The sequence below is a fragment of the Pseudomonas sp. H3_D04 genome (genome assembly GCF_054669175.1).
This window is the reverse complement of sequence record NZ_CP162801.1, coordinates 995,856-1,013,171: the sequence shown is the minus strand read 5'-3', so window position 1 is coordinate 1,013,171 and position 17,316 is coordinate 995,856. Positions and strand designations below refer to the sequence as shown.

At 60.6% G+C, this 17,316-nt stretch carries 14 protein-coding genes, 4 tRNA genes and 2 pseudogenes; 5 read left to right on the top strand and 15 right to left on the bottom strand.

The features are described from left to right. Nucleotides 1-13: 13 nt before the first annotated feature. The 4 genes from AB4N91_RS04870 to AB4N91_RS04855 form a co-directional block, all read right to left on the bottom strand. Nucleotides 14-89, bottom strand: a tRNA-Gly gene (locus AB4N91_RS04870). Between the two features lie 3 nt (nucleotides 90-92). After that, nucleotides 93-168: transfer RNA gene (locus tag AB4N91_RS04865), tRNA-Glu, on the bottom strand. A 105-nt stretch (nucleotides 169-273) separates the two neighbouring features. Continuing rightward, a tRNA-Gly gene (locus tag AB4N91_RS04860) sits at nucleotides 274-349 on the bottom strand. 3 nt (nucleotides 350-352) lie between these two features. Next, nucleotides 353-428 (bottom strand) — tRNA-Glu (locus tag AB4N91_RS04855). A gap of 378 nt (nucleotides 429-806) precedes the next feature. On the opposite strand from AB4N91_RS04855, the gene AB4N91_RS04850 reads away from it, so the two are divergent. After that, a complete protein-coding gene (locus AB4N91_RS04850) occupies nucleotides 807-1,577 on the top strand; it encodes a hypothetical protein (RefSeq protein WP_010457037.1) in 771 nt (256 codons plus the stop codon). 974 nt (nucleotides 1,578-2,551) lie between these two features. Here AB4N91_RS04850 and AB4N91_RS04845 read toward each other — a convergent pair. From AB4N91_RS04845 to AB4N91_RS04830, 4 genes and pseudogenes are all read right to left on the bottom strand, one after another. Next, a complete protein-coding gene (locus AB4N91_RS04845; RefSeq protein ID WP_370694696.1) occupies nucleotides 2,552-3,256 on the bottom strand; it encodes a methyl-accepting chemotaxis protein in 705 nt (234 codons plus the stop codon). A gap of 204 nt (nucleotides 3,257-3,460) precedes the next feature. Then, nucleotides 3,461-3,610 (bottom strand): annotated as a pseudogene (locus AB4N91_RS04840) (HAMP domain-containing protein); the annotation flags it as partial. A 1,014-nt stretch (nucleotides 3,611-4,624) separates the two neighbouring features. Beyond that, the gene (locus AB4N91_RS04835) at nucleotides 4,625-6,016 is read right to left on the bottom strand and encodes an aminotransferase-like domain-containing protein (RefSeq protein WP_083375960.1); all 1,392 of its coding nucleotides are present in this window, start codon (nucleotides 6,014-6,016) and stop codon (nucleotides 4,625-4,627) included. Nucleotides 6,017-6,202: 186 nt separating this feature from the next. Beyond that, on the bottom strand, nucleotides 6,203-6,964 hold the full coding sequence (locus AB4N91_RS04830) for an SDR family oxidoreductase (RefSeq protein WP_077749218.1): 762 nt from the start codon (nucleotides 6,962-6,964) through the stop codon (nucleotides 6,203-6,205). A gap of 236 nt (nucleotides 6,965-7,200) precedes the next feature. Between AB4N91_RS04830 and AB4N91_RS04825 the strand changes: the two genes are divergently transcribed. Then, a complete protein-coding gene (locus tag AB4N91_RS04825; RefSeq protein ID WP_010457045.1) occupies nucleotides 7,201-8,205 on the top strand; it encodes an NADP-dependent oxidoreductase in 1,005 nt (334 codons plus the stop codon). Nucleotides 8,206-8,283: 78 nt separating this feature from the next. Here AB4N91_RS04825 and pyrF read toward each other — a convergent pair whose 3' ends face one another. Then, entirely contained in the window at nucleotides 8,284-8,982 is a 699-nt protein-coding gene (pyrF, locus tag AB4N91_RS04820; RefSeq protein WP_167362277.1) for an orotidine-5'-phosphate decarboxylase, read from the bottom strand. Between the two features lie 293 nt (nucleotides 8,983-9,275). Here pyrF and AB4N91_RS04815 point away from each other — a divergent pair, with 293 nt between their 5' ends. The 3 genes and pseudogenes from AB4N91_RS04815 (at nucleotide 9,276) to xopAW (ending at nucleotide 12,167) form a co-directional block, all read left to right on the top strand. Then, nucleotides 9,276-10,034 carry a response regulator gene (locus AB4N91_RS04815; protein ID WP_077749216.1) on the top strand — a complete coding sequence of 253 codons (759 nt, stop codon included), beginning with the start codon at nucleotides 9,276-9,278 and terminating at the stop codon, nucleotides 10,032-10,034. Next, nucleotides 10,034-11,082, top strand: a pseudogene (locus AB4N91_RS04810) (sensor histidine kinase). The gene AB4N91_RS04815 and the pseudogene AB4N91_RS04810 overlap by 1 nt, the downstream one beginning before the upstream one ends. 233 nt (nucleotides 11,083-11,315) lie before the next feature. Beyond that, nucleotides 11,316-12,167, top strand: a complete 852-nt coding sequence (gene xopAW / locus AB4N91_RS04805; protein ID WP_154912267.1) for an EF-hand domain-containing protein — start codon at nucleotides 11,316-11,318, stop codon at nucleotides 12,165-12,167. A gap of 109 nt (nucleotides 12,168-12,276) precedes the next feature. Here xopAW and AB4N91_RS04800 read toward each other — a convergent pair whose 3' ends face one another. The 6 genes from AB4N91_RS04800 to AB4N91_RS04775 form a co-directional block, all read right to left on the bottom strand. Next, complete coding sequence (locus AB4N91_RS04800; RefSeq protein ID WP_077749214.1) at nucleotides 12,277-13,332, bottom strand: AI-2E family transporter; 1,056 nt, start codon at nucleotides 13,330-13,332, stop codon at nucleotides 12,277-12,279. Between the two features lie 68 nt (nucleotides 13,333-13,400). After that, complete coding sequence (locus tag AB4N91_RS04795; protein ID WP_042932656.1) at nucleotides 13,401-14,207, bottom strand: DUF4892 domain-containing protein; 807 nt, start codon at nucleotides 14,205-14,207, stop codon at nucleotides 13,401-13,403. 8 nt (nucleotides 14,208-14,215) lie between these two features. Further along, nucleotides 14,216-14,875 (bottom strand): glutathione S-transferase family protein, encoded by a 660-nt coding sequence (locus AB4N91_RS04790; RefSeq protein ID WP_077749213.1) that lies wholly within the window; start codon nucleotides 14,873-14,875, stop codon nucleotides 14,216-14,218. Between the two features lie 50 nt (nucleotides 14,876-14,925). After that, a complete protein-coding gene (locus tag AB4N91_RS04785; RefSeq protein WP_010457064.1) occupies nucleotides 14,926-15,780 on the bottom strand; it encodes an alpha/beta hydrolase in 855 nt (284 codons plus the stop codon). Further along, complete coding sequence (locus tag AB4N91_RS04780; protein WP_010457066.1) at nucleotides 15,777-16,583, bottom strand: alpha/beta fold hydrolase; 807 nt, start codon at nucleotides 16,581-16,583, stop codon at nucleotides 15,777-15,779. The genes AB4N91_RS04785 and AB4N91_RS04780 overlap by 4 nt, the downstream gene beginning before the upstream one ends. Before the next feature lie 286 nt (nucleotides 16,584-16,869). After that, a complete protein-coding gene (locus tag AB4N91_RS04775) occupies nucleotides 16,870-17,313 on the bottom strand; it encodes a hotdog fold thioesterase (protein ID WP_094471174.1) in 444 nt (147 codons plus the stop codon). Between the last annotated feature and the right edge of the window lie 3 nt (nucleotides 17,314-17,316).

Here is a 17,316-nt window from a genome sequence, read left to right as displayed (position 1 = left end):
TTTTTGTTGAATATGGAGCGGGAAACGAGACTCGAACTCGCGACCCCGACCTTGGCAAGGTCGTGCTCTACCAACTGAGCTATTCCCGCAAATGGCGTCCCCTAGGGGACTCGAACCCCTGTTACCGCCGTGAAAGGGCGGTGTCCTAGGCCACTAGACGAAGGGGACACGCTAACTGAAACACATGGTGTGTATTTCAGTGCCCAAATCCGCATCCGAAGATGTCGGCTCTGGCTTCACTCAGCCCTGCCCGAAAGCAACGCTGCTTAAAATTGGAGCGGGAAACGAGACTCGAACTCGCGACCCCGACCTTGGCAAGGTCGTGCTCTACCAACTGAGCTATTCCCGCATATGGCGTCCCCTAGGGGACTCGAACCCCTGTTACCGCCGTGAAAGGGCGGTGTCCTAGGCCACTAGACGAAGGGGACACACGTACAACATTCACTCCCTACCGCGTTTCGCTGTGTGCTTTACGCTGTAAGTGGCGCGCATTCTATGGATGGATTGAGGGGTCGTCAACCCCCAGATATAAATTTATTTAAATCAATGACTTCGCCCCGCTTTCAGCCGGGATTCCGGCTTTTGCGCCTGCTGACCTTTGGCGACTATATTCTGATAACCACCAAGACGTTATAGTCCGTCGCTGAAGATGATGGCAATCTGAACCACGATTGCCAGTATTTATATAAGTCGAACCCCGGCCGATATAAAGATAGCCACAACCGATTCAACTCGTCGAGCGGTCCTATGCGCCCAAATGCCAAGCCACTACACTCGATCGCGAACCCTATAAAGAGGTCTTACCGGTGACACCACTCATGATCACCCTGCTAGTCGTAGCCGGGATCGCACTATTGATCGCCATTGGCTACATGAACCATGTGGTGGAAAACAACAAGCTGGAAAAGGCCCGTACCAAGGTTGAACTCAACGACCGCCTGCGTCGCTGCGGCGAAATCACCGAGACCTTCCCCGGTCAGCTGATGACACCTGGCCTCAAGCTGCTGCTGACCCGCTTGGAACTCAATGTCTGCAAGCGTTTGCTCAACCTGGAAAAAACCAGTTCCAACCTCAGGGCCCGGATTACCGAACTCGAAGCCCTGGTCGCGCAAGGCGAATCGATCCCGGTCAACAACCCGCCGGCACCGATCCAGACCGAGGCCAAGGCCAAGGACGTGCGTTTCCTGCTCGAAGCCCTGCACGGCCAAATCACCCGCGCCGCACAGGATGGCTTCCTGCCGACCAACGAAGCCAAGCGCTGGATCCGCGAAGTGCGCCACATTCTGGTCCTGCTGCACATCGAGTTCTTCAATAACCTGGGCCAGCAATGCCTGCAACAAAACCAGCCAGGCCAGGCCCGCCTCGCCTTCGAGCGCGGTGTGCAATACCTGCGTAAACAGCAGGAACCACAGATCTACGCCGAACAGCTCGAATACCTGGAAAAACTCCTGGCGCGGGCCAACGCCATGGTGATGGACAACATCGCGGCCGTTGAAAGCGAGACCAACCAGTTGAACGCCGGCCTCAAAGAAGTTGAAGCGGATGCGGACTGGAAGAAAAAAGTGATCTACGACTGATCGGAAGAATCAAGGAAGCCACCGCGAGGTGGCTTTTTTTTGGACGGGGTTTGGCGGGTGAGTACTGCCGGTCAAGATGGGTTGGCGGCGAGGCCCTCATCGCTGGCAGGCCAGCTCCCACAGGGTCAGGTGTTCACCTGCAAGTCATTGGTCGGCTGTCAGGCCGCCTTCGCGGGCAAGCCTCGCTCCTACAAGAATTCAGCGTACAGCTTTTGATTTTCACCACTCATCAGGCCGAGCGTTAGCTCGCCTGCAGCTTGGCCGTCATCGCTGGCAGGCCAGCTCCTACAGGGTTAGGTGTTCACCTGCAAGTCATTGGTCGGCTGTCAGGCTGCCTTCGCGGGCAAGCCTCGCTCCTACAAGGGGTTCGCTGTACACGCTTCGCTCTTCACCACTCATCAGGCCGAGCGTTAGCTCGCCTGCAGCTTGGCCGTCATCGCTGGCAAGCCAGCTCCCACAGGTTAGGTGTTCACCTGCAAGTCAGTGGTCGGCTGTCAGGCCGCCTTCGCGGGCAAGCCTCGCTCCTACAAGAATTCAGCGTACAGCTTTTGATTCTCACCACTCATCAGGCCGAGCGTTAGCTCGCCTGCAGCTCTTGATCTTGATCCACCCGCCCCTTTCGGGAGGCTGAGTGGAGGTGTTCATCCGGGGAGTGGCGCGTAGCGCCGTTCGACGCAGTCGAACACGCTGCATGTAGGTCGTCGCGAAGCAGACCGGAGGGCAGTGTCCCCGGATGGATACCGGAGCGAAGGAACGCCGAGCCTTGGCGAGGGGCCGGACGCTTGGGGCGAGACTTTTTGGTTCCTTTTGTGGCGTTTGACAAAAGGGACTCGCCGTAAGGGCGAAACCGCCAGCCGCCGTTACCGCAGAAATGGATATGTACCCGGTCAACCACAACATGGTCGGCCCGAAGGCCGCCATCGCGAGCAGGCTCACTCCCACATTAGATCTGTGCACATACGCAGGGAGACAAATCAGAGCCGGAAGTGTCCGACCATCCCCTTCAACTCAACCCCCAACTGCGCCAATTCAATGCTCGACGCCGCATTCCCCCGCATCGCCAACGAAGACTGATCCGCACTCGCACGAATACTCGTCACACTGCGATTAATCTCCTCGGCCACCGAACTCTGCTCCTCGGCGGCCGCCGCAATCTGCTGGTTCATCTGCTGAATCAACGACACCGCCGCCGCAATACTTCCCAGCGCACTCTCAGTCTGCAACGCGTCACTCACCGCCAGCTTCACCAGCTCACCACTGTTCTGAATCTGCTGCACCGACGACTGCGCCGCCGAACGCAAGGCGCTCACCAGACGCTCAATCTCCTCGGTCGATTGCTGAGTGCGCTTGGCCAACGCCCGAACCTCATCCGCCACAACCGCAAACCCCCTGCCCTGCTCGCCGGCCCGTGCTGCCTCGATCGCCGCATTGAGCGCCAACAGGTTGGTTTGCTCGGCGACACTCTTGATCACACTGAGCACCGTGCCGATGTTCTGGATTTCTGCACTCAGGCTTTCGATGCTCGAACTGGCCGACGTCGCCGAATCCGCCAGCTGCTCGATCCGCGCCATGCTTTGGCGCACCACCTGCTGGCCACTTTCCACCTTACCGTCCGCCGTTTGCGCAGCCTGAGCGGCTTCCTCCGCGTTACGCGCCACATCGTGCACCGTCGCCGTCATCTGATTCATCGCCGTGGCGACCTGCTCGGTTTCTTCCTTCTGGCTGCTGACCTCCAGGTTGGTCTGCTCGGTCACCGCCGACAAGGATTGCGCCGAGCTCGCCAACTGCTCGATACCGGCCTGCAAACCGCTGACGATGGTGCTCAGCCCCGCCCCCATCTGTTGCATGGCCTGCATCAACTGGCCGATTTCGTCACGGCGCGTCACTTCAACTGTCGCACTCAAATCACCTGCGGCGATCTGCTGCGCAACACGAATCACACTGCGCAGCGGCGCCACGATCAATCGGGTAATGACCCACGCCGCGATCAACCCGACCAGCAACGCCAGGGCCGAGGAGCCGATGATCAGCATCGAGTTCTTTTTCAATTCGGCCTGCATCGACTGGTCTTCGGCGACATACGCCTGATCGACCCGCTCCACCACCTGCGCAGCACGCTGGTGCAGTTGCTCATAGACGGTTTTTTCCTGGGCTAACAGACCGGTGTATTCGGTCAGTTTCTCGCTGAAACTGGTGATGTGACCCGCCACTTCATTGAGGACAGTCTGATAGCCCTCATCCTTGACTGTGGTTTTCAACTGCTCGGCCTGAACCTGCGCCTGATCGGCCTGCTCGATCTTGCCCTGAGCTGCGCTGTCATCGCCCTTGCGGCTCTGATCCAGACGCACACGTGCTTCGTTCATGGCCTGCAGCATCAACCGCGACACCTGGCTGACCTGATTGGCTTGCTCGATGAACTGCCCACCGTCCTTGCCTTCGGACTCCTTCAAGGTATAGGCGCCATCGTCGGCAAGCCCGGCTTGCAGGACATCCAGATTATTGGCCACGCTGGACACCGACCAACTGGCCATTTCCAGGGCCAGGTCCTTGGCCTGACTCAGCGAGACGAATTCGTCGAAGGCCTTGCGATAAGCCGCCAGGGACTGCTCGACGTCATTCATCACTGGCACGTTGGCCGCTGAAGCAGCCTTGAGCTGCGTCGCCAAGGCGATCAGGCCATCAACCCCCTGGCGCAGGGCATCCGCAGTTTTCGGGTTGCCGTGCAAGGCGTATTCCTGCTCAAGCAGTCGCACCTTGAGCAAACCGCTGTTGAGCGACGACATCTGCTTGAGCCCGTCGAAGCGCTGACTGATGGTTTGCAGGGACCAAACGCCGATGGCTGCCACCAGGGCCGTCAACAGCAGCACCAAGACAAACCCGACACCCATTTTTTTTGCCATACCGAGGTTGGCAAAACGTCCTTGCACGGCCGAAATCATTGCACTTAGTCCCCTGACATAGTCTGTTGACGCAGATTCGCAATGGGCATGGGCCAGCACAAGTCTCTGGCGTCGGAATAATGGCAAAAAGCTACGTCCACGTCGTTTTCAGAACGCTTTAGGTCGATTCGCAGCGGTCGCCTGAAAAAAAGCCCGGGCACGAGGATCACAGGCATAAGCGACGTTGATGCGCTGCCAATCTTTCGCCTGGCCGTCAGGACTGAAGGCCGTGGCAGAAGACAGCAGCACACCGCAGCGCCGGGCCTGTTTGCGCACCTGAGCGTAGTCGGACATCCGCGATCGCGCCCAGATAAACAGGCCACCAGCCGGCTTGCCGAAAACCTCCCACTCGGCGTCTTCGAGCACTTGCAAGGCCGCCTCTCTGTCCGTATTCAAACGCTGGCGCTGACGCTGTACCAGTTTGCGGTACGCGCCGCTGGCCAACAGGCAAGTCAGCACCGACTCGCAGAACCTTGAGGCGCCCATGCTGCTGATCATCTTGACCTCGGCCAATCGCGATATGACCCCTTCGCTGGCCACGACAAAGCCGACCCGCAATGAACTGCTGAGGGTTTTCGAGTAACTGCCAACGTAGATCACGTTGTCATCCCCCCCCAATGCAGCGAGGCGCGTGCCGGGGCCGTAATGCAAATCCGCATAGACGTCATCTTCAATCACCAGCACGCCATGGGTCTTGGTCAATTGCAAAACCTGCTGCGCCATCGCAGGCGTCAGGCAACTGCCCGTCGGGTTGTGGTAGAAACTGTTGATGAATAGCGCGCGGGGCCGGTGCTTTAACAATAGTAATTGCAGTTGCTCCGTGTCGGGCCCGCGCGGGGTACGAGGCACCTCGATCATCGTCACACCGTGCAGCCTGAGCAGGTCAAACAACAGTGGATACCCCGGACTTTCCACCACCACGCAATCTCCCGGCTTGAGCAAGGTGCGCACGATCAGGTCGAGCCCCTGACTGGCACCTGCGGTGGTCAGGATACGGTTTTCATCCACTTCGATACCGAGCCGTCCAAGGCGTTTGAGAATTTGCAGACGCAAGGCAGGCAGGCCTCGGGAAGTGCTGTAGTTGAACAACCCGGCCATGTCGGTACGGCTGACCTGACGAATCGCGTAGCTCAGGTCGTCAGTCTCGCGCCAGCTCTCCGGCAACCCGCCACAGCCCAGCTTAAGTTCGCCCGAGCAGCCGCCCTGTTTCAGTTCCGCCCCTTCGAACCAGAGGCAATCCTGTTGCCCCTGGGCGACCAGCGTTGGCGTGGCGACAATGAAACCGGCGCCATGACGCGGCGCCAGCACACCTTGAGTCACCAGCCGCTCACAGGCTTCGACGACGCTGGACTGACTGAGCAGATTGACCCGCGCGATGTGCCGCGCAGAAGGTAAACGCGTCCCTGGCTGCACCTCGCTCTGACGGAGCCAGACGGCCAACCCATCGACGATTTGCTGTACGACCGGCACCAATGCCTGTCGATCGATTCTCAATTCCATGAGCAAGCAAACTCCTGTCCATTTGCGGGGAGCAGTTAATCACAGGTGCGCAGGATCGGATGTGCGACAACGCCGCCAAAACCCTCGGTTCTAACCATTTGAAACACATTGTCCGCCGCCCTTCGCGACACCATGAAAAAGCCCGCACGTGTGCGGGCCTTTTCCTACGAGGCAGGTCTTGATGGGTCAGAACGCCGTGACACCACCGTCCACTGCCAGCGAGTGACCGGTGGTGAACGCCGCGCCGTCGCTGCACAGATACAGCACGGCACTGGCGATTTCCTCGACCTTGCCGATGCGGCCGACCGGGTGCATGGCGTTGGCGAACTCGCCCTTCTTCGGGTCCGCTTCATAGGCGCGACGGAACATGTCGGTGTCGATCACCGCCGGGCATACCGCGTTTACGCGAATCTTTTTCTTGGCGTATTCGATCGCCGCCGACTTGGTCAGGCCGATCACCGCGTGTTTCGACGCCGCGTAAATGCTCATCTTCGGCGCCGCACCAAGGCCCGCCACCGAAGCGGTGTTGACGATCGCGCCGCCACCCTGGGCCAGCAGCAACGGCAACTGGTACTTCATGCACAGCCAGACGCCTTTGACGTTGACGCCCATGATCGCGTCGAACTCATCAAGGGTGCCTTCAGCCAGTTTGCCTTTCTCGATCTCGATGCCGGCATTGTTGAAGGCGTAGTCCAGACGGCCGTAGGTATTCACCACTTCGTCCATCAGATTTTTTACATCGCTTTCCAGCGTGACGTTGCAACGCACGAAGGTCGCTTCGCCGCCCGCTGTACGAATCAGTGCCACAGTGCCTTCGCCCCCGGCCGTGTCCATGTCGGCCACCACCACTTTCAACCCTTCAGCGGCGAATGCCTGGGCCGTCGCGCGGCCAATACCGTTGGCAGCGCCGGTCACCACGGCGACCTGGCCGGAAAACGTCATGCTCATTGTTATGCCCTCAAAGAGAAGAATGCGGGGGATCGTGTGTTTCCAGTCTAGCCACAGGGGCATGGGACACGGCAGCACTATCAGAAGCCCGGTTGAGTGACCATGAGTGGCAGTGATAGAACTGCGGCATCGACTATCACTGCACTGGATCGACGTGCATTCGCCGCATCAGCCAAACTTGCGGCATCGATCATGAAGGTCTATCAACAAGGCTTCATTCATCTTGAGTGCCTGTCATGACTACCCAGACCAATCGCCAGTTCCTGCTCGCCAAACGTCCGGTGGGCGCGGCTACCCGCGAGACCTTTACCTATCAAGAAGTGCCAGTCGGCGAACCGGCTGCGGGTCAGATCCTGGTCAAAAACGAATACCTGTCCCTGGACCCGGCCATGCGTGGCTGGATGAACGAGGGCAAGTCCTACATTCCGCCGGTCGGTATCGGCGAAGTCATGCGCGCATTGGGTGTAGGCAAAGTCGTTGCCTCGAACAATCCTGGATTTGCGGTCGGGGACTACGTCAACGGAGCCTTGGGCGTACAGGATTATTTCCTCGGCGAGCCACGAGGTTTCTACAAAGTCGATCCGAAACTGGCACCGCTGCCCCGTTACCTGTCCGCGCTGGGCATGACCGGGATGACCGCCTACTTCGCGTTGCTTGATGTCGGCGCACCGAAGGAAGGGGACACCGTGGTGCTCTCCGGCGCGGCCGGTGCGGTGGGCAGCATTGCCGGGCAGATCGCCAAGATCAAAGGCTGCCGCGTGATCGGCATCGCGGGCGGCGCGGACAAGTGCAAATTCCTGATCGACGAACTGGGGTTTGACGGCGTCATCGACTACAAGAACGAAGACGTGCATGCCGGCCTTAAGCGTGAATGTCCAAAAGGTGTCGACGTGTATTTCGATAACGTCGGCGGCGATATTCTCGACGCGGTGCTGGGTCGCCTGGCCATGAAAGCGCGCGTGGTGATTTGTGGCGCCATCAGCCAGTACAACAACAAGGAAGCGGTCAAGGGCCCGGCCAACTACCTGTCGTTGCTGGTCAACCGCGCGCGAATGGAAGGCTTCGTGGTGATGGACTACGCTGCTCAGTTCGCCGCCGCCGGGCAGGAAATGGCCGGCTGGATGGCCAAGGGGCAGCTCAAGAGCAAGGAAGACATTGTTGAAGGACTGGAGACCTTCCCGGAGACGCTGATGAAATTGTTCAGCGGCGAGAATTTCGGGAAGTTGGTGTTGAAGGTTTAACCCAACAGTTGAATTCACCCCAAAACTAATGTGGGAGTGAGCCTGCTCACTCCCACATTTTTGATCTTCGGTGTTTGATCAGGCGATTTCGGCGACAACTTCGGCCAACGCCTTCGCTGGATCCGCCGCCTGGCTGATCGGACGGCCAATGACCAGGTAATCGGAACCGGCATCCAGCGCCTGACGCGGGGTCAGGATACGGCGCTGATCGTCCTGGGCGCTGCCCGCCGGGCGAATCCCCGGGGTCACCAGTTGCAGCGTCGGGTGCGCCGATTTCAGGGCGCGGGCTTCCAGGGCCGAGCACACCAGACCGTCCATTCCGGCTTTTTCTGCCAGTGCCGCCAGACGCAGCACCTGTTCCTGCGGCTCGATGTCCAGGCCGATACCCGCCAGATCCTCACGTTCCATGCTGGTCAGCACGGTCACGCCGATCAACAGCGGTTTGGGGCCGGTACGCTGATCCAGCACTTCACGGCAGGCGGCCATCATGCGCAGACCGCCGGAGCAATGAACGTTGACCATCCACACGCCCATTTCCGCCGCGGCTTTAACCGCCATCGCGGTGGTGTTCGGGATGTCGTGGAACTTGAGGTCCAGGAACACTTCAAAGCCCTTGTCACGCAAGGTGCCGACGATTTCCGAGGCGCAGCTGGTGAACAGCTCCTTACCGACTTTGACCCGGCACAGTTTAGGATCCAACTGGTCGGCCAGCTTCAGTGCGGCGTCACGGGTGGGGAAATCCAGGGCGACGATGATAGGAGTCTGGCAGACGGACATGTGCGGGCTCTCAGGCAGGACGAAATCGGCGCGCATTGTAGCGGAACCAGCGCCACTGCGGGACCCGATGATCGGTAAATCGTCCCGAAGACTCCAGCAAGACTAGTCCCTGCGCCGATTGTGTCGAGTTCGATACACACACGACACGCCCACTACACCCTTCCTCGCTACCCTCGGCAGCCGCAACACGTCCTTACAGCACTTCCCGCCTCCGGGCCGGACGCCTATGCTGGAACCACAACCTCGCAGCCCATCTTTGTGGTTGGCAGCCTACCTGGCAGATGAACGCACGCATGCACAGCACCCCAGCACCTCTGAACGACGATCAAAAAGCACCCGCTGACGACAAACGCTGGAGCATTCGCGCCCTGATCGTCGACGATGACGTCCCGATCCGCGAACTGATGATCGACTACCTGGCCCGGTTCAACATTCACGCCAGCGGCGTCACCGATGGCGCTGCCATGCGCCTGGCGTTGCAAGCGGAGCATTTCGACGTGGTGGTGCTCGACCTGATGCTGCCCGGTGAAGACGGGTTGTCCCTGTGCCGCTGGCTGCGCGCCGAATCGGACATTCCGATCCTGATGCTCACCGCACGCTGCGAACCCACCGACCGGATCATCGGCCTGGAACTGGGCGCCGACGACTACATGGCCAAGCCCTTCGAACCAAGGGAACTGGTCGCGCGGATTCAGACCATTCTGCGTCGGGTGCGCGACGATCGCACCGAACAGCGTGCGAATATTCGCTTCGACAACTGGCGCCTGAACAGCGTGCTGCGGCAATTGATCGCCGCCGACGGCCTGGTGGTGCCGCTGTCCAACGCCGAATTCCGCCTGCTGTGGGTGTTCATTGAGCGTCCGCGCCGGGTGCTCAGCCGTGAACAACTGCTGGACGCTGCCCGTGGTCGTTCCATCGAAGCGTTTGATCGCAGCATCGACTTGCTGGTCTCTCGCCTGCGCCAGAAGCTCGGTGATGACCCGAAAGCCCCGCAGTTGATCAAGACCGTTCGCGGTGAGGGTTATCTGTTCGACGCACGAGACATCGGCTGATGCGGGCGCGCTTCGATACGCTGTTCGGCCGCCTGTTTGGCGTGCTGCTGCTGGCGATCATCCTGGCGCACCTGTTGGCGTTTGCCTGGTTCCACCATTACGGTCCTCCCCGCCTCCACCGCCGCCGGGATTTTCCGAAGGCATGGGCGGACAGCGCCCGCCGATGGACCCGCGCTTTGAAAACCGGCCACCGCGGCCTTGGTTCGGCGGCCCCTTGGTGCCGCTGACGTTCCAGTTTGTCACGCTGATCATTGCCGCCTGGTACGGCGCCAAACTGCTCAGCCGGCCGATCCAGCGGCTGAGCGACGCCGCCGAACGCTTGAGCGAAAACCTCGACAGCGCGCCGCTGGATGAATCCGGCCCAAGGGAAGCTCGACAAGCGGCCTACACCTTCAATTTGATGCAGAAACGCATTATCGAACAGGTGCAGCAGCGCTCACGGATGCTCGGCGCGGTGTCCCACGACCTGCGCACGCCGCTCTCTCGCCTCAAGCTGCGGCTGGAGCAGATCGAAGACCACAAGCTGCAGGGCCAGATGCGCCAGGACTTGGACGACATGATCAGCATGCTCGATGCCACCCTCACCTATTTGCACGAGCAGCGCACCAGTGAAGCCGGGCAATGGATGGACGTGCAGGCGCTGGTGGAATCCTTGAGCGAAAACGCTCAGGACCAGGGGGCAGATGTTCAGGCCAGCGGCCACTGCGCGCCGCTGCAAGTGCAGCCCATGGCGTTGCGCTCGTGCATCAATAATCTGCTGGACAACGCCCTGCGCTATGCCGGGCACGCGCGGATCACGCTCGAAGACAACCGTGAGCAACTGGTGATCCGCGTCATCGACCACGGCCCGGGTATTGCGGCGGACAAACGTGAAGCGGTGTTCGAGCCGTTCTTTCGGCTGGAAGGTTCGCGTAATCGCAATTCGGGCGGCGTCGGGCTCGGTATGACCATCGCTCGCGAGGCGGCGGAACGACTGGGTGGGCAGTTGAGTCTGGAAGAAACACCCGGCGGCGGTCTCACCGCCGTCATCCGCCTGCCCCGCGCCTGAACCACACACCAATCCCTGCAGGAGTGAGCCTGCTCGCGAAGCGGTCGATCATTCAACATTGATGTCGACTGACCCGCCGCTTTCGCGAGCAGGCTCACGCCTACATGATCCGAGCCTGGCCTGAGACTTGTGTGTACCAATCGGTACAAACCTCACACACCCACGACACCTTGCCCCTTGACGCTGCATAAGCCGGTGCGCCCACCGGTTTTCCATTCCAGGGAGTGAGTCCAATGATTGGTAGTGTCAGCAACTACACGAGCTATACCAGCACCAGCAGCACCTCGACCAACAGCGCCCGCAGCCAGCAATTCCAGAAAGAACTGTTCGCCAAGCTCGACAGCAACAGCGACGGCGCGGTAGATCAGGGCGAACTTGAAAGTGCCCTGTCGCAGAAAACCGATGACGGCCTGCTGGTCAGTCTGAGCAAAAACTTTGGTGATCTGGACAGTGACGACAGCGGCAGCTTGAGCAGCGAGGAAATGGCGGCAATGGCACCGCCGCCACCACCGCCGCATGACCAGGCACCCAACACCGAACTGGCCGACGCGCTCGTCAGCGCCCTGGACGCCGACGGTGACGGCGCCATCAGCAGCGACGAATTGAGCAACGGCCTGAACAACGCAGGCAGCAGCGCCGACAGTACAGAAATCTTCTCGGCCCTGGACAAGAACCAGGACGGCACCGTCAGCAAGGACGAACTCGCCGCCAGCCTGACCCCGCCGCCACCGCCACCGCAGCAGGTGTCCAGCGAAGAATTGTTCAGCCAGCTGGATACGGACAGCGATGGCAGCGTAACCACCACCGAACTGAGCAGCGTGCTGCAGGCCAGCGACAGCACCTCATCGACCAGCACCGACACCAGCGCTGCGTTGCTCAAGGAGTTGGACAGTGACGGCAGCGGTGAGGTCAGCAGCGATGAACTGAACGCGGCGCTGCAAGCAGGTCGCGAGAAAACCAGCGACAACTCCACCGCTCAATTCAACGTCAATGAAGCGCTGAACAAAATGATCGCCAACCTGAGCAAGCAGTATTCGCTCGATAACGTGGCGAGCGTGGGCAAATACTTGAACGTATCGACCTGAGTCAAAAGCTTCGCGAGCAAGCCCGTTCCCACAGTAGAGCTGCGCCTTTCACAAATCCCCTGTGGGAGCGAGCCTGCTCGCGATGAGGCCCTCAGCCCCGCCGAAAATCTCAGGGCCGGCGATCGTCTACCCGCGCATGACTCTTGCTCCAGTCCGTCAACAGACTGTACGCAACCGCCAGCAACGTAGGCCCGATGAACAGCCCGATAAACCCGAACGCAATCAACCCGCCAAACACGCCGAGCAACACGATCACCAATGGCAGATTCCCGCCCCGGCTGATCAGGTACGGCTTCAGCACGTTGTCGACGCCGCTGATGATGAACGTGCCCCAGCACCCGAGGAACACCGCCATCCCGTATTCACCCTTCCAGGCCAGCCACGCGGTGGCCGGAATCCACACCAACGGTGGCCCCATCGGAATCAGACTGAGCATGAACGTCACGATGCCCAGCACCAACGCCCCGGGCACCCCGGCAATCAGGAACCCGATCAACGCCAGGACCGCCTGCGCCGCCGCTGTGCCGATCACCCCGTTCACCACACGCTGCACCGTCCCGGCCACGAGTTCGATGTAGTACCCGGCGCGATCACCGATCAGGCGCTCCAGCAGCCCATGGACAAACGCCGCCAGCCGCGGCCCGTCACGGTAGAAAAAGAACACGAACACAATGCTCAATGTCAGCTCGAGAATCCCGCCGCCAATCTGCGCACTGCGTGCCAGCAGCCAGTTGCCGACCTGACCCAGATACGGTTTGACCGCCACCATCATCGCCGCGCCTTGCTCATCGATGCTGTTCCAGATCACCATCAACCGCTCGCCCACCAAAGGAACGCCGCCCAGCCAGGTCGGTGCTTCGGGCAAACCGTCCATCTGCACATCCTTGATGAACGCAGTGGCATCACGCACGTGATCCGCCAGGTTGAACCCGAGCCAGACCAGCGGCACCGCCACCAGCAACATCCAGCCCAGTGTCAGCACCAGCGCGGCCAGGGATTCCCGGCCGTTGAGCCAGCGGGTCAACAACCGCATCAGCGGCCAACTGGCGAACGCCAGCACCGCGCCCCAGAACAAGGCCGACCAGAACGGCGCCATCACCCAGAGGCTCGCGCCAAACAGCACCAGGAGCAGGATCTGCACCAACAGCCGATCGTTATTGAGCATGTAGGTTCTCGAAAAAATCAGTCAACAAAGAGCAGGCAAACGCGCCAGCCGCGTTTGCCTGATGAAGCTTATCGCAACAGTTCGATGTGCAGGCCAGGGCTTTTGGCGCTGCCGGCTTCCATTCGCGCCGCCCGCACGCCCTGCCCGATCAGCGCCTGGCGCCACGCTTCGGCGTTTGGCCCGGAAACACTGACCCGCAAGGTGGTGTCGAGGTTCAAGCCGCGAGAAATGAGGCGCAGCCAGGTGGCATCAGGATCGGCGCTCAATGTGGGGAAATCGAGTTCGCCCGTACTTTTCAGCTCTCGCAGCAAGGTCGCCGACGTCGGCAGCAAATCACCCAGCGGCGCGGCAGCGTCGAACTGCTCGACGTGCAGGTAGGCTTTGCGATTGCCGCGAGTGATGCTGTAAAGCGCCACCAACGTATTGTCCCGGGGCGCCGCGAGACGCAAGAGCAAGTACGCCTGTTGATCGTCGGCACCGTACAACTTGGCGTTCCCAAAGACCTCATTGGCCCAGAGGCTGCTTTCACCGCAATCACGTGCCTGACACCAGAACAGCAAGCCGGCACCCTGCTCTTGCAACGCTTCACGCGCGGCAGTGAAGGCGTCGGTTGACGAGTGCTCCGGCGGCAACTCATAGGTCACCGATGTCGCCGTTCCCCGGGCGCTGACCTGACCATCGAAGCGCAACTGGCCGCTGATCTTACGGATCGAACCCAGCGGATAAATCCGCTCGAGCTCAACGCCGGGGCGATAGTCGACGATCTGCGCGTCGGCCATGCGCGGCACGATCGGCAAGTCCTGACTGCCCGGGACATCGGCGGCAAATAACAAGGGACTGAAACAACACAGCACCAGCACACTGAATGAACGCATGGATAGACTCATCGGATCAGCATGGCCTGGGCACCCTTGACGACACTGGCATCATCGAAGCGCTCGGGCACCAGCAAACCACGCTGGACCGCCGGACGCGCTTCCATGGATGCCATCCAGCGCTGCAAGGCCGGCAAACCGTCAACCTCGACGCCCGACCACTCATGGCCACGCACCCACGGATAGGTGGCAATGTCGGCAATGCTGTACTCGCCCGCGAGAAACTCCACGGCTTGCAGGCGTGTATCGAGCACCTCATAGAGGCGACGTGTTTCATGTTGATAGCGGTCGATGGCGCCCTGGAGTTTTTCTGGAAAGTAACGGAAAAACACGTTGGCCTGCCCCTGCATCGGCCCGATCCCACCCATCTGGAACATCAGCCACTGCAGGACGACCGAGCGCCCCTTCGGGTCCTGGGGCAGCAATTTGCCGCCCAGCTCAGCGAGGTAAATCAGGATGGCGCCGGATTCGAACACGGCAAAATCGCCGTTGGCGCGGTCGACAATGGCCGGAATCCGGCCATTGGGATTGATCTTGAGGAAGTCCGGTGACTTCTGTTCCTTTTTGTCGAAACTCAAGGCGTGCACCGTGTAGGGCAGGCCGAGTTCCTCGAGCACGATAGAGACCTTGTGGCCATTCGGGGTCGCAGCGGTGTAGAGATCTATCATGGTTGTCTCCCATTTCAACCCGCCCAGCCTCGACAGTTGCCCGGCGCAAGTCAAGGAACGGCGAAGAACCGATTGAAACAGTCTGCGACAAGGTCGGCGCCGGGTTCGTCATTCAGGTGCAAATGATGGCCGCCAGGCAGCTGTTCACGGCTAAAGGGTAGACGCTCCAGCAGCTCGGGATGTTTGGCGAGCATGCCGTCAGCTGCTACCACTAATAACGCAGGGCAACTGACCCGCTGGACGAAGGCCATCGCCTGTTCGGTTGTCAGACGCAGGGGCGATGGCAGCGTGAGTCGGTTGTCAGTGCGCCAGGTGTAACCGCCCGGCACCGGCATGAGTCCACGCTGGGCCAACAGCTCGGCGGCTTCGCGACTGACCGCCACCAGGCCTTTCATGCGTGCCTCGATGGCTCGATCCAGGGTGTTGTAGACCGGTTTGCGTTTTTCCCGCAGATCCAGCTGGGCTTGCAGGGCCATGCCCATGCGTTCGGCGGCATTTTCGCCTTTGTCTGTCGGAGGAATGATGCCGTCGATCAACGCCAGATGCGTGACACGTTCCGGCATCGACCCGGCAATAATCAACGAAGCGATCGCCCCCATCGAGTGCCCCATCAGTGCAAAACGCTTCAGGCCCAACTGCTCGGCGACTTGCAGCACGTCGTGGGCGTAGTCCCACATCGCATAACCGGCGCCGGTCGGGCGATGCCCGGAATGTCCGTGACCGGCCATGTCCAGGGCGATGATGCGCAGGCCTTTGAGCTTCGGTGCCAGCCGGGCGAAGCTGTTGGCGTTGTCCAGCCAGCCGTGCAGGGCGATCACCGGCAGGCCGTCTTCGGGACCGAACAGGTGCGCGGCCAGCTCGATGTGCGGCAGGCTCAGGCGAACTTCTTCGACAACGTGGCTCATGCGCAATCCTGTTGGCGACGACCTTCCCAGCGGCTGAACAGGTTTTTCAGCAGCGTGGCGGTGTCTTGCGGACGTTCGAGGGGGAACATGTGGCCACCGGGCATGGTCAGGGACTCACCCAGCGGCATACGCCCGACGGAGCTTGCATGGTGACGCATCACCACCCGGCTCTTGTGCCCGCGCACCACCGCCAGCGGCACTTTCAACTGGCGTGCCTGGCCTGGACTGGTGTGCGGGACGCCACGGTAGATGCTGATCTCCGTGGCCGGGTCGAAACGCAGGCGCAGCTTGTCGCCGACTTTTTGCAAACCGTGTTGCAGGTAAGCGTCGAAGCACTCGGGATCAAAGCTGCGGAACAGGGTTTTGCCGGCGAAATAGAGCCGTGCCGCGTCCAGGTCGGCGAACTCTTCCCGGCGCCCCAATGTACGGCCGGCGGGGGTCAGGCGGTCGATGAAACCGAAACGCTTGGCCGCACGGATCACCCATTGATCGGCGCGGGTCAGCACCGGCGAATCGAGCATCACCACGCCCCGATACAGTTCAGGGCAACGTAACGCCGCGTGCAGGTGCAGCACGCCGCCGAAGGAATGGCCGACGCCCCAGACCGGCTCCGGTTGCTCTTTGAGGTGATGGATCAGCTCATCCACCAGGTTGCGCCAATTGTCGTCCGCCGGAAAACGCGGATCGTGGGCGTGCTGTTCCAGATGCGTCACCTGGTACTCGGGCGCCAGCGCCGCGAACAACTTGCCGTAGGTGCCCGAAGGAAAGCCATTGGCGTGGGCGAAAAATATCTGTTGCGACATACCGGCAAATCCATGAGCGAAAACAAGGGTTGATTGTCCGTAAGACGCGAGGCGGCGGCAATGACTGTAAGTGCCAGGAATGATGACAGTCCGGTCAGGGGCATGAGCATTCAGACATCGCCGAACCCTGTGGCGAGCGAGCTTGCTCGCGTTCGGCTGCGCAGCAGGCGCAAAACCGGTGCACGCCGCGAGAGGCGTGCCGGCAAGGGCTGCTGTCGCAGCCAACGGGAGCAAGCTCCCTCGCCACAGGTAATCATCGGGCCGGAAGAGGTGGTTCGCTCGACAATCAGCGGGCCGGTGGATTCTCGCCCAACGGCACGACCGCCATGGTCAACCGCGACACGCAACTGGCCTTGCCCTCGTCACTGCTCAAACGGATATCCCAGACATGAGTCGTGCGCCCAATGTGAATCGGCTTGGCCACTGCCGTCACTCGCCCGCTGCGCAATCCGCGCAAGTGATTGGCGTTGATTTCCAGACCCACACAATAGAATTTGCTGGCATCGATGCACAAGTAACTGGCCATGGAACCGACCGTCTCGGCCAGCACCACCGACGCGCCGCCGTGCAGCAAACCGTAAGGCTGGTGGGTGCGGTGGTCGATGACCATGCTCGCGGTCAGGGACTCGTCATCAAAGGCTTCGAAGCGAATATCCAGCACTTCGCCAATGGTGTTTTTCTGGATTGCGTTCAACTGCTCGACGTTGGGAATGGTACGCCACAGACTCATCTT

Excerpts from the sequence above, each read along its gene's own strand:
- AB4N91_RS04845 (WP_370694696.1), bottom strand. The coding sequence starts at position 3,256 with ATGACGGCGACGGTGCACGATGTGGCGCGTAACGCGGAGGAAGCCGCT.
- AB4N91_RS04835 (WP_083375960.1), bottom strand. The coding sequence starts at position 6,016 with ATGGAATTGAGAATCGATCGACAGGCATTGGTGCCGGTCGTACAGCAA.
- AB4N91_RS04830 (WP_077749218.1), bottom strand. The coding sequence starts at position 6,964 with ATGAGCATGACGTTTTCCGGCCAGGTCGCCGTGGTGACCGGCGCTGCC.
- AB4N91_RS04825 (WP_010457045.1), top strand. The coding sequence starts at position 7,201 with ATGACTACCCAGACCAATCGCCAGTTCCTGCTCGCCAAACGTCCGGTG.
- pyrF (WP_167362277.1), bottom strand. The coding sequence starts at position 8,982 with ATGTCCGTCTGCCAGACTCCTATCATCGTCGCCCTGGATTTCCCCACC.
- AB4N91_RS04815 (WP_077749216.1), top strand. The coding sequence starts at position 9,276 with ATGCACAGCACCCCAGCACCTCTGAACGACGATCAAAAAGCACCCGCT.
- xopAW (WP_154912267.1), top strand. The coding sequence starts at position 11,316 with ATGATTGGTAGTGTCAGCAACTACACGAGCTATACCAGCACCAGCAGC.
- AB4N91_RS04800 (WP_077749214.1), bottom strand. The coding sequence starts at position 13,332 with ATGCTCAATAACGATCGGCTGTTGGTGCAGATCCTGCTCCTGGTGCTG.
- AB4N91_RS04795 (WP_042932656.1), bottom strand. The coding sequence starts at position 14,207 with ATGCGTTCATTCAGTGTGCTGGTGCTGTGTTGTTTCAGTCCCTTGTTA.
- AB4N91_RS04790 (WP_077749213.1), bottom strand. The coding sequence starts at position 14,875 with ATGATAGATCTCTACACCGCTGCGACCCCGAATGGCCACAAGGTCTCT.
- AB4N91_RS04785 (WP_010457064.1), bottom strand. The coding sequence starts at position 15,780 with ATGAGCCACGTTGTCGAAGAAGTTCGCCTGAGCCTGCCGCACATCGAG.
- AB4N91_RS04780 (WP_010457066.1), bottom strand. The coding sequence starts at position 16,583 with ATGTCGCAACAGATATTTTTCGCCCACGCCAATGGCTTTCCTTCGGGC.
- AB4N91_RS04775 (WP_094471174.1), bottom strand. The coding sequence starts at position 17,313 with ATGAGTCTGTGGCGTACCATTCCCAACGTCGAGCAGTTGAACGCAATC.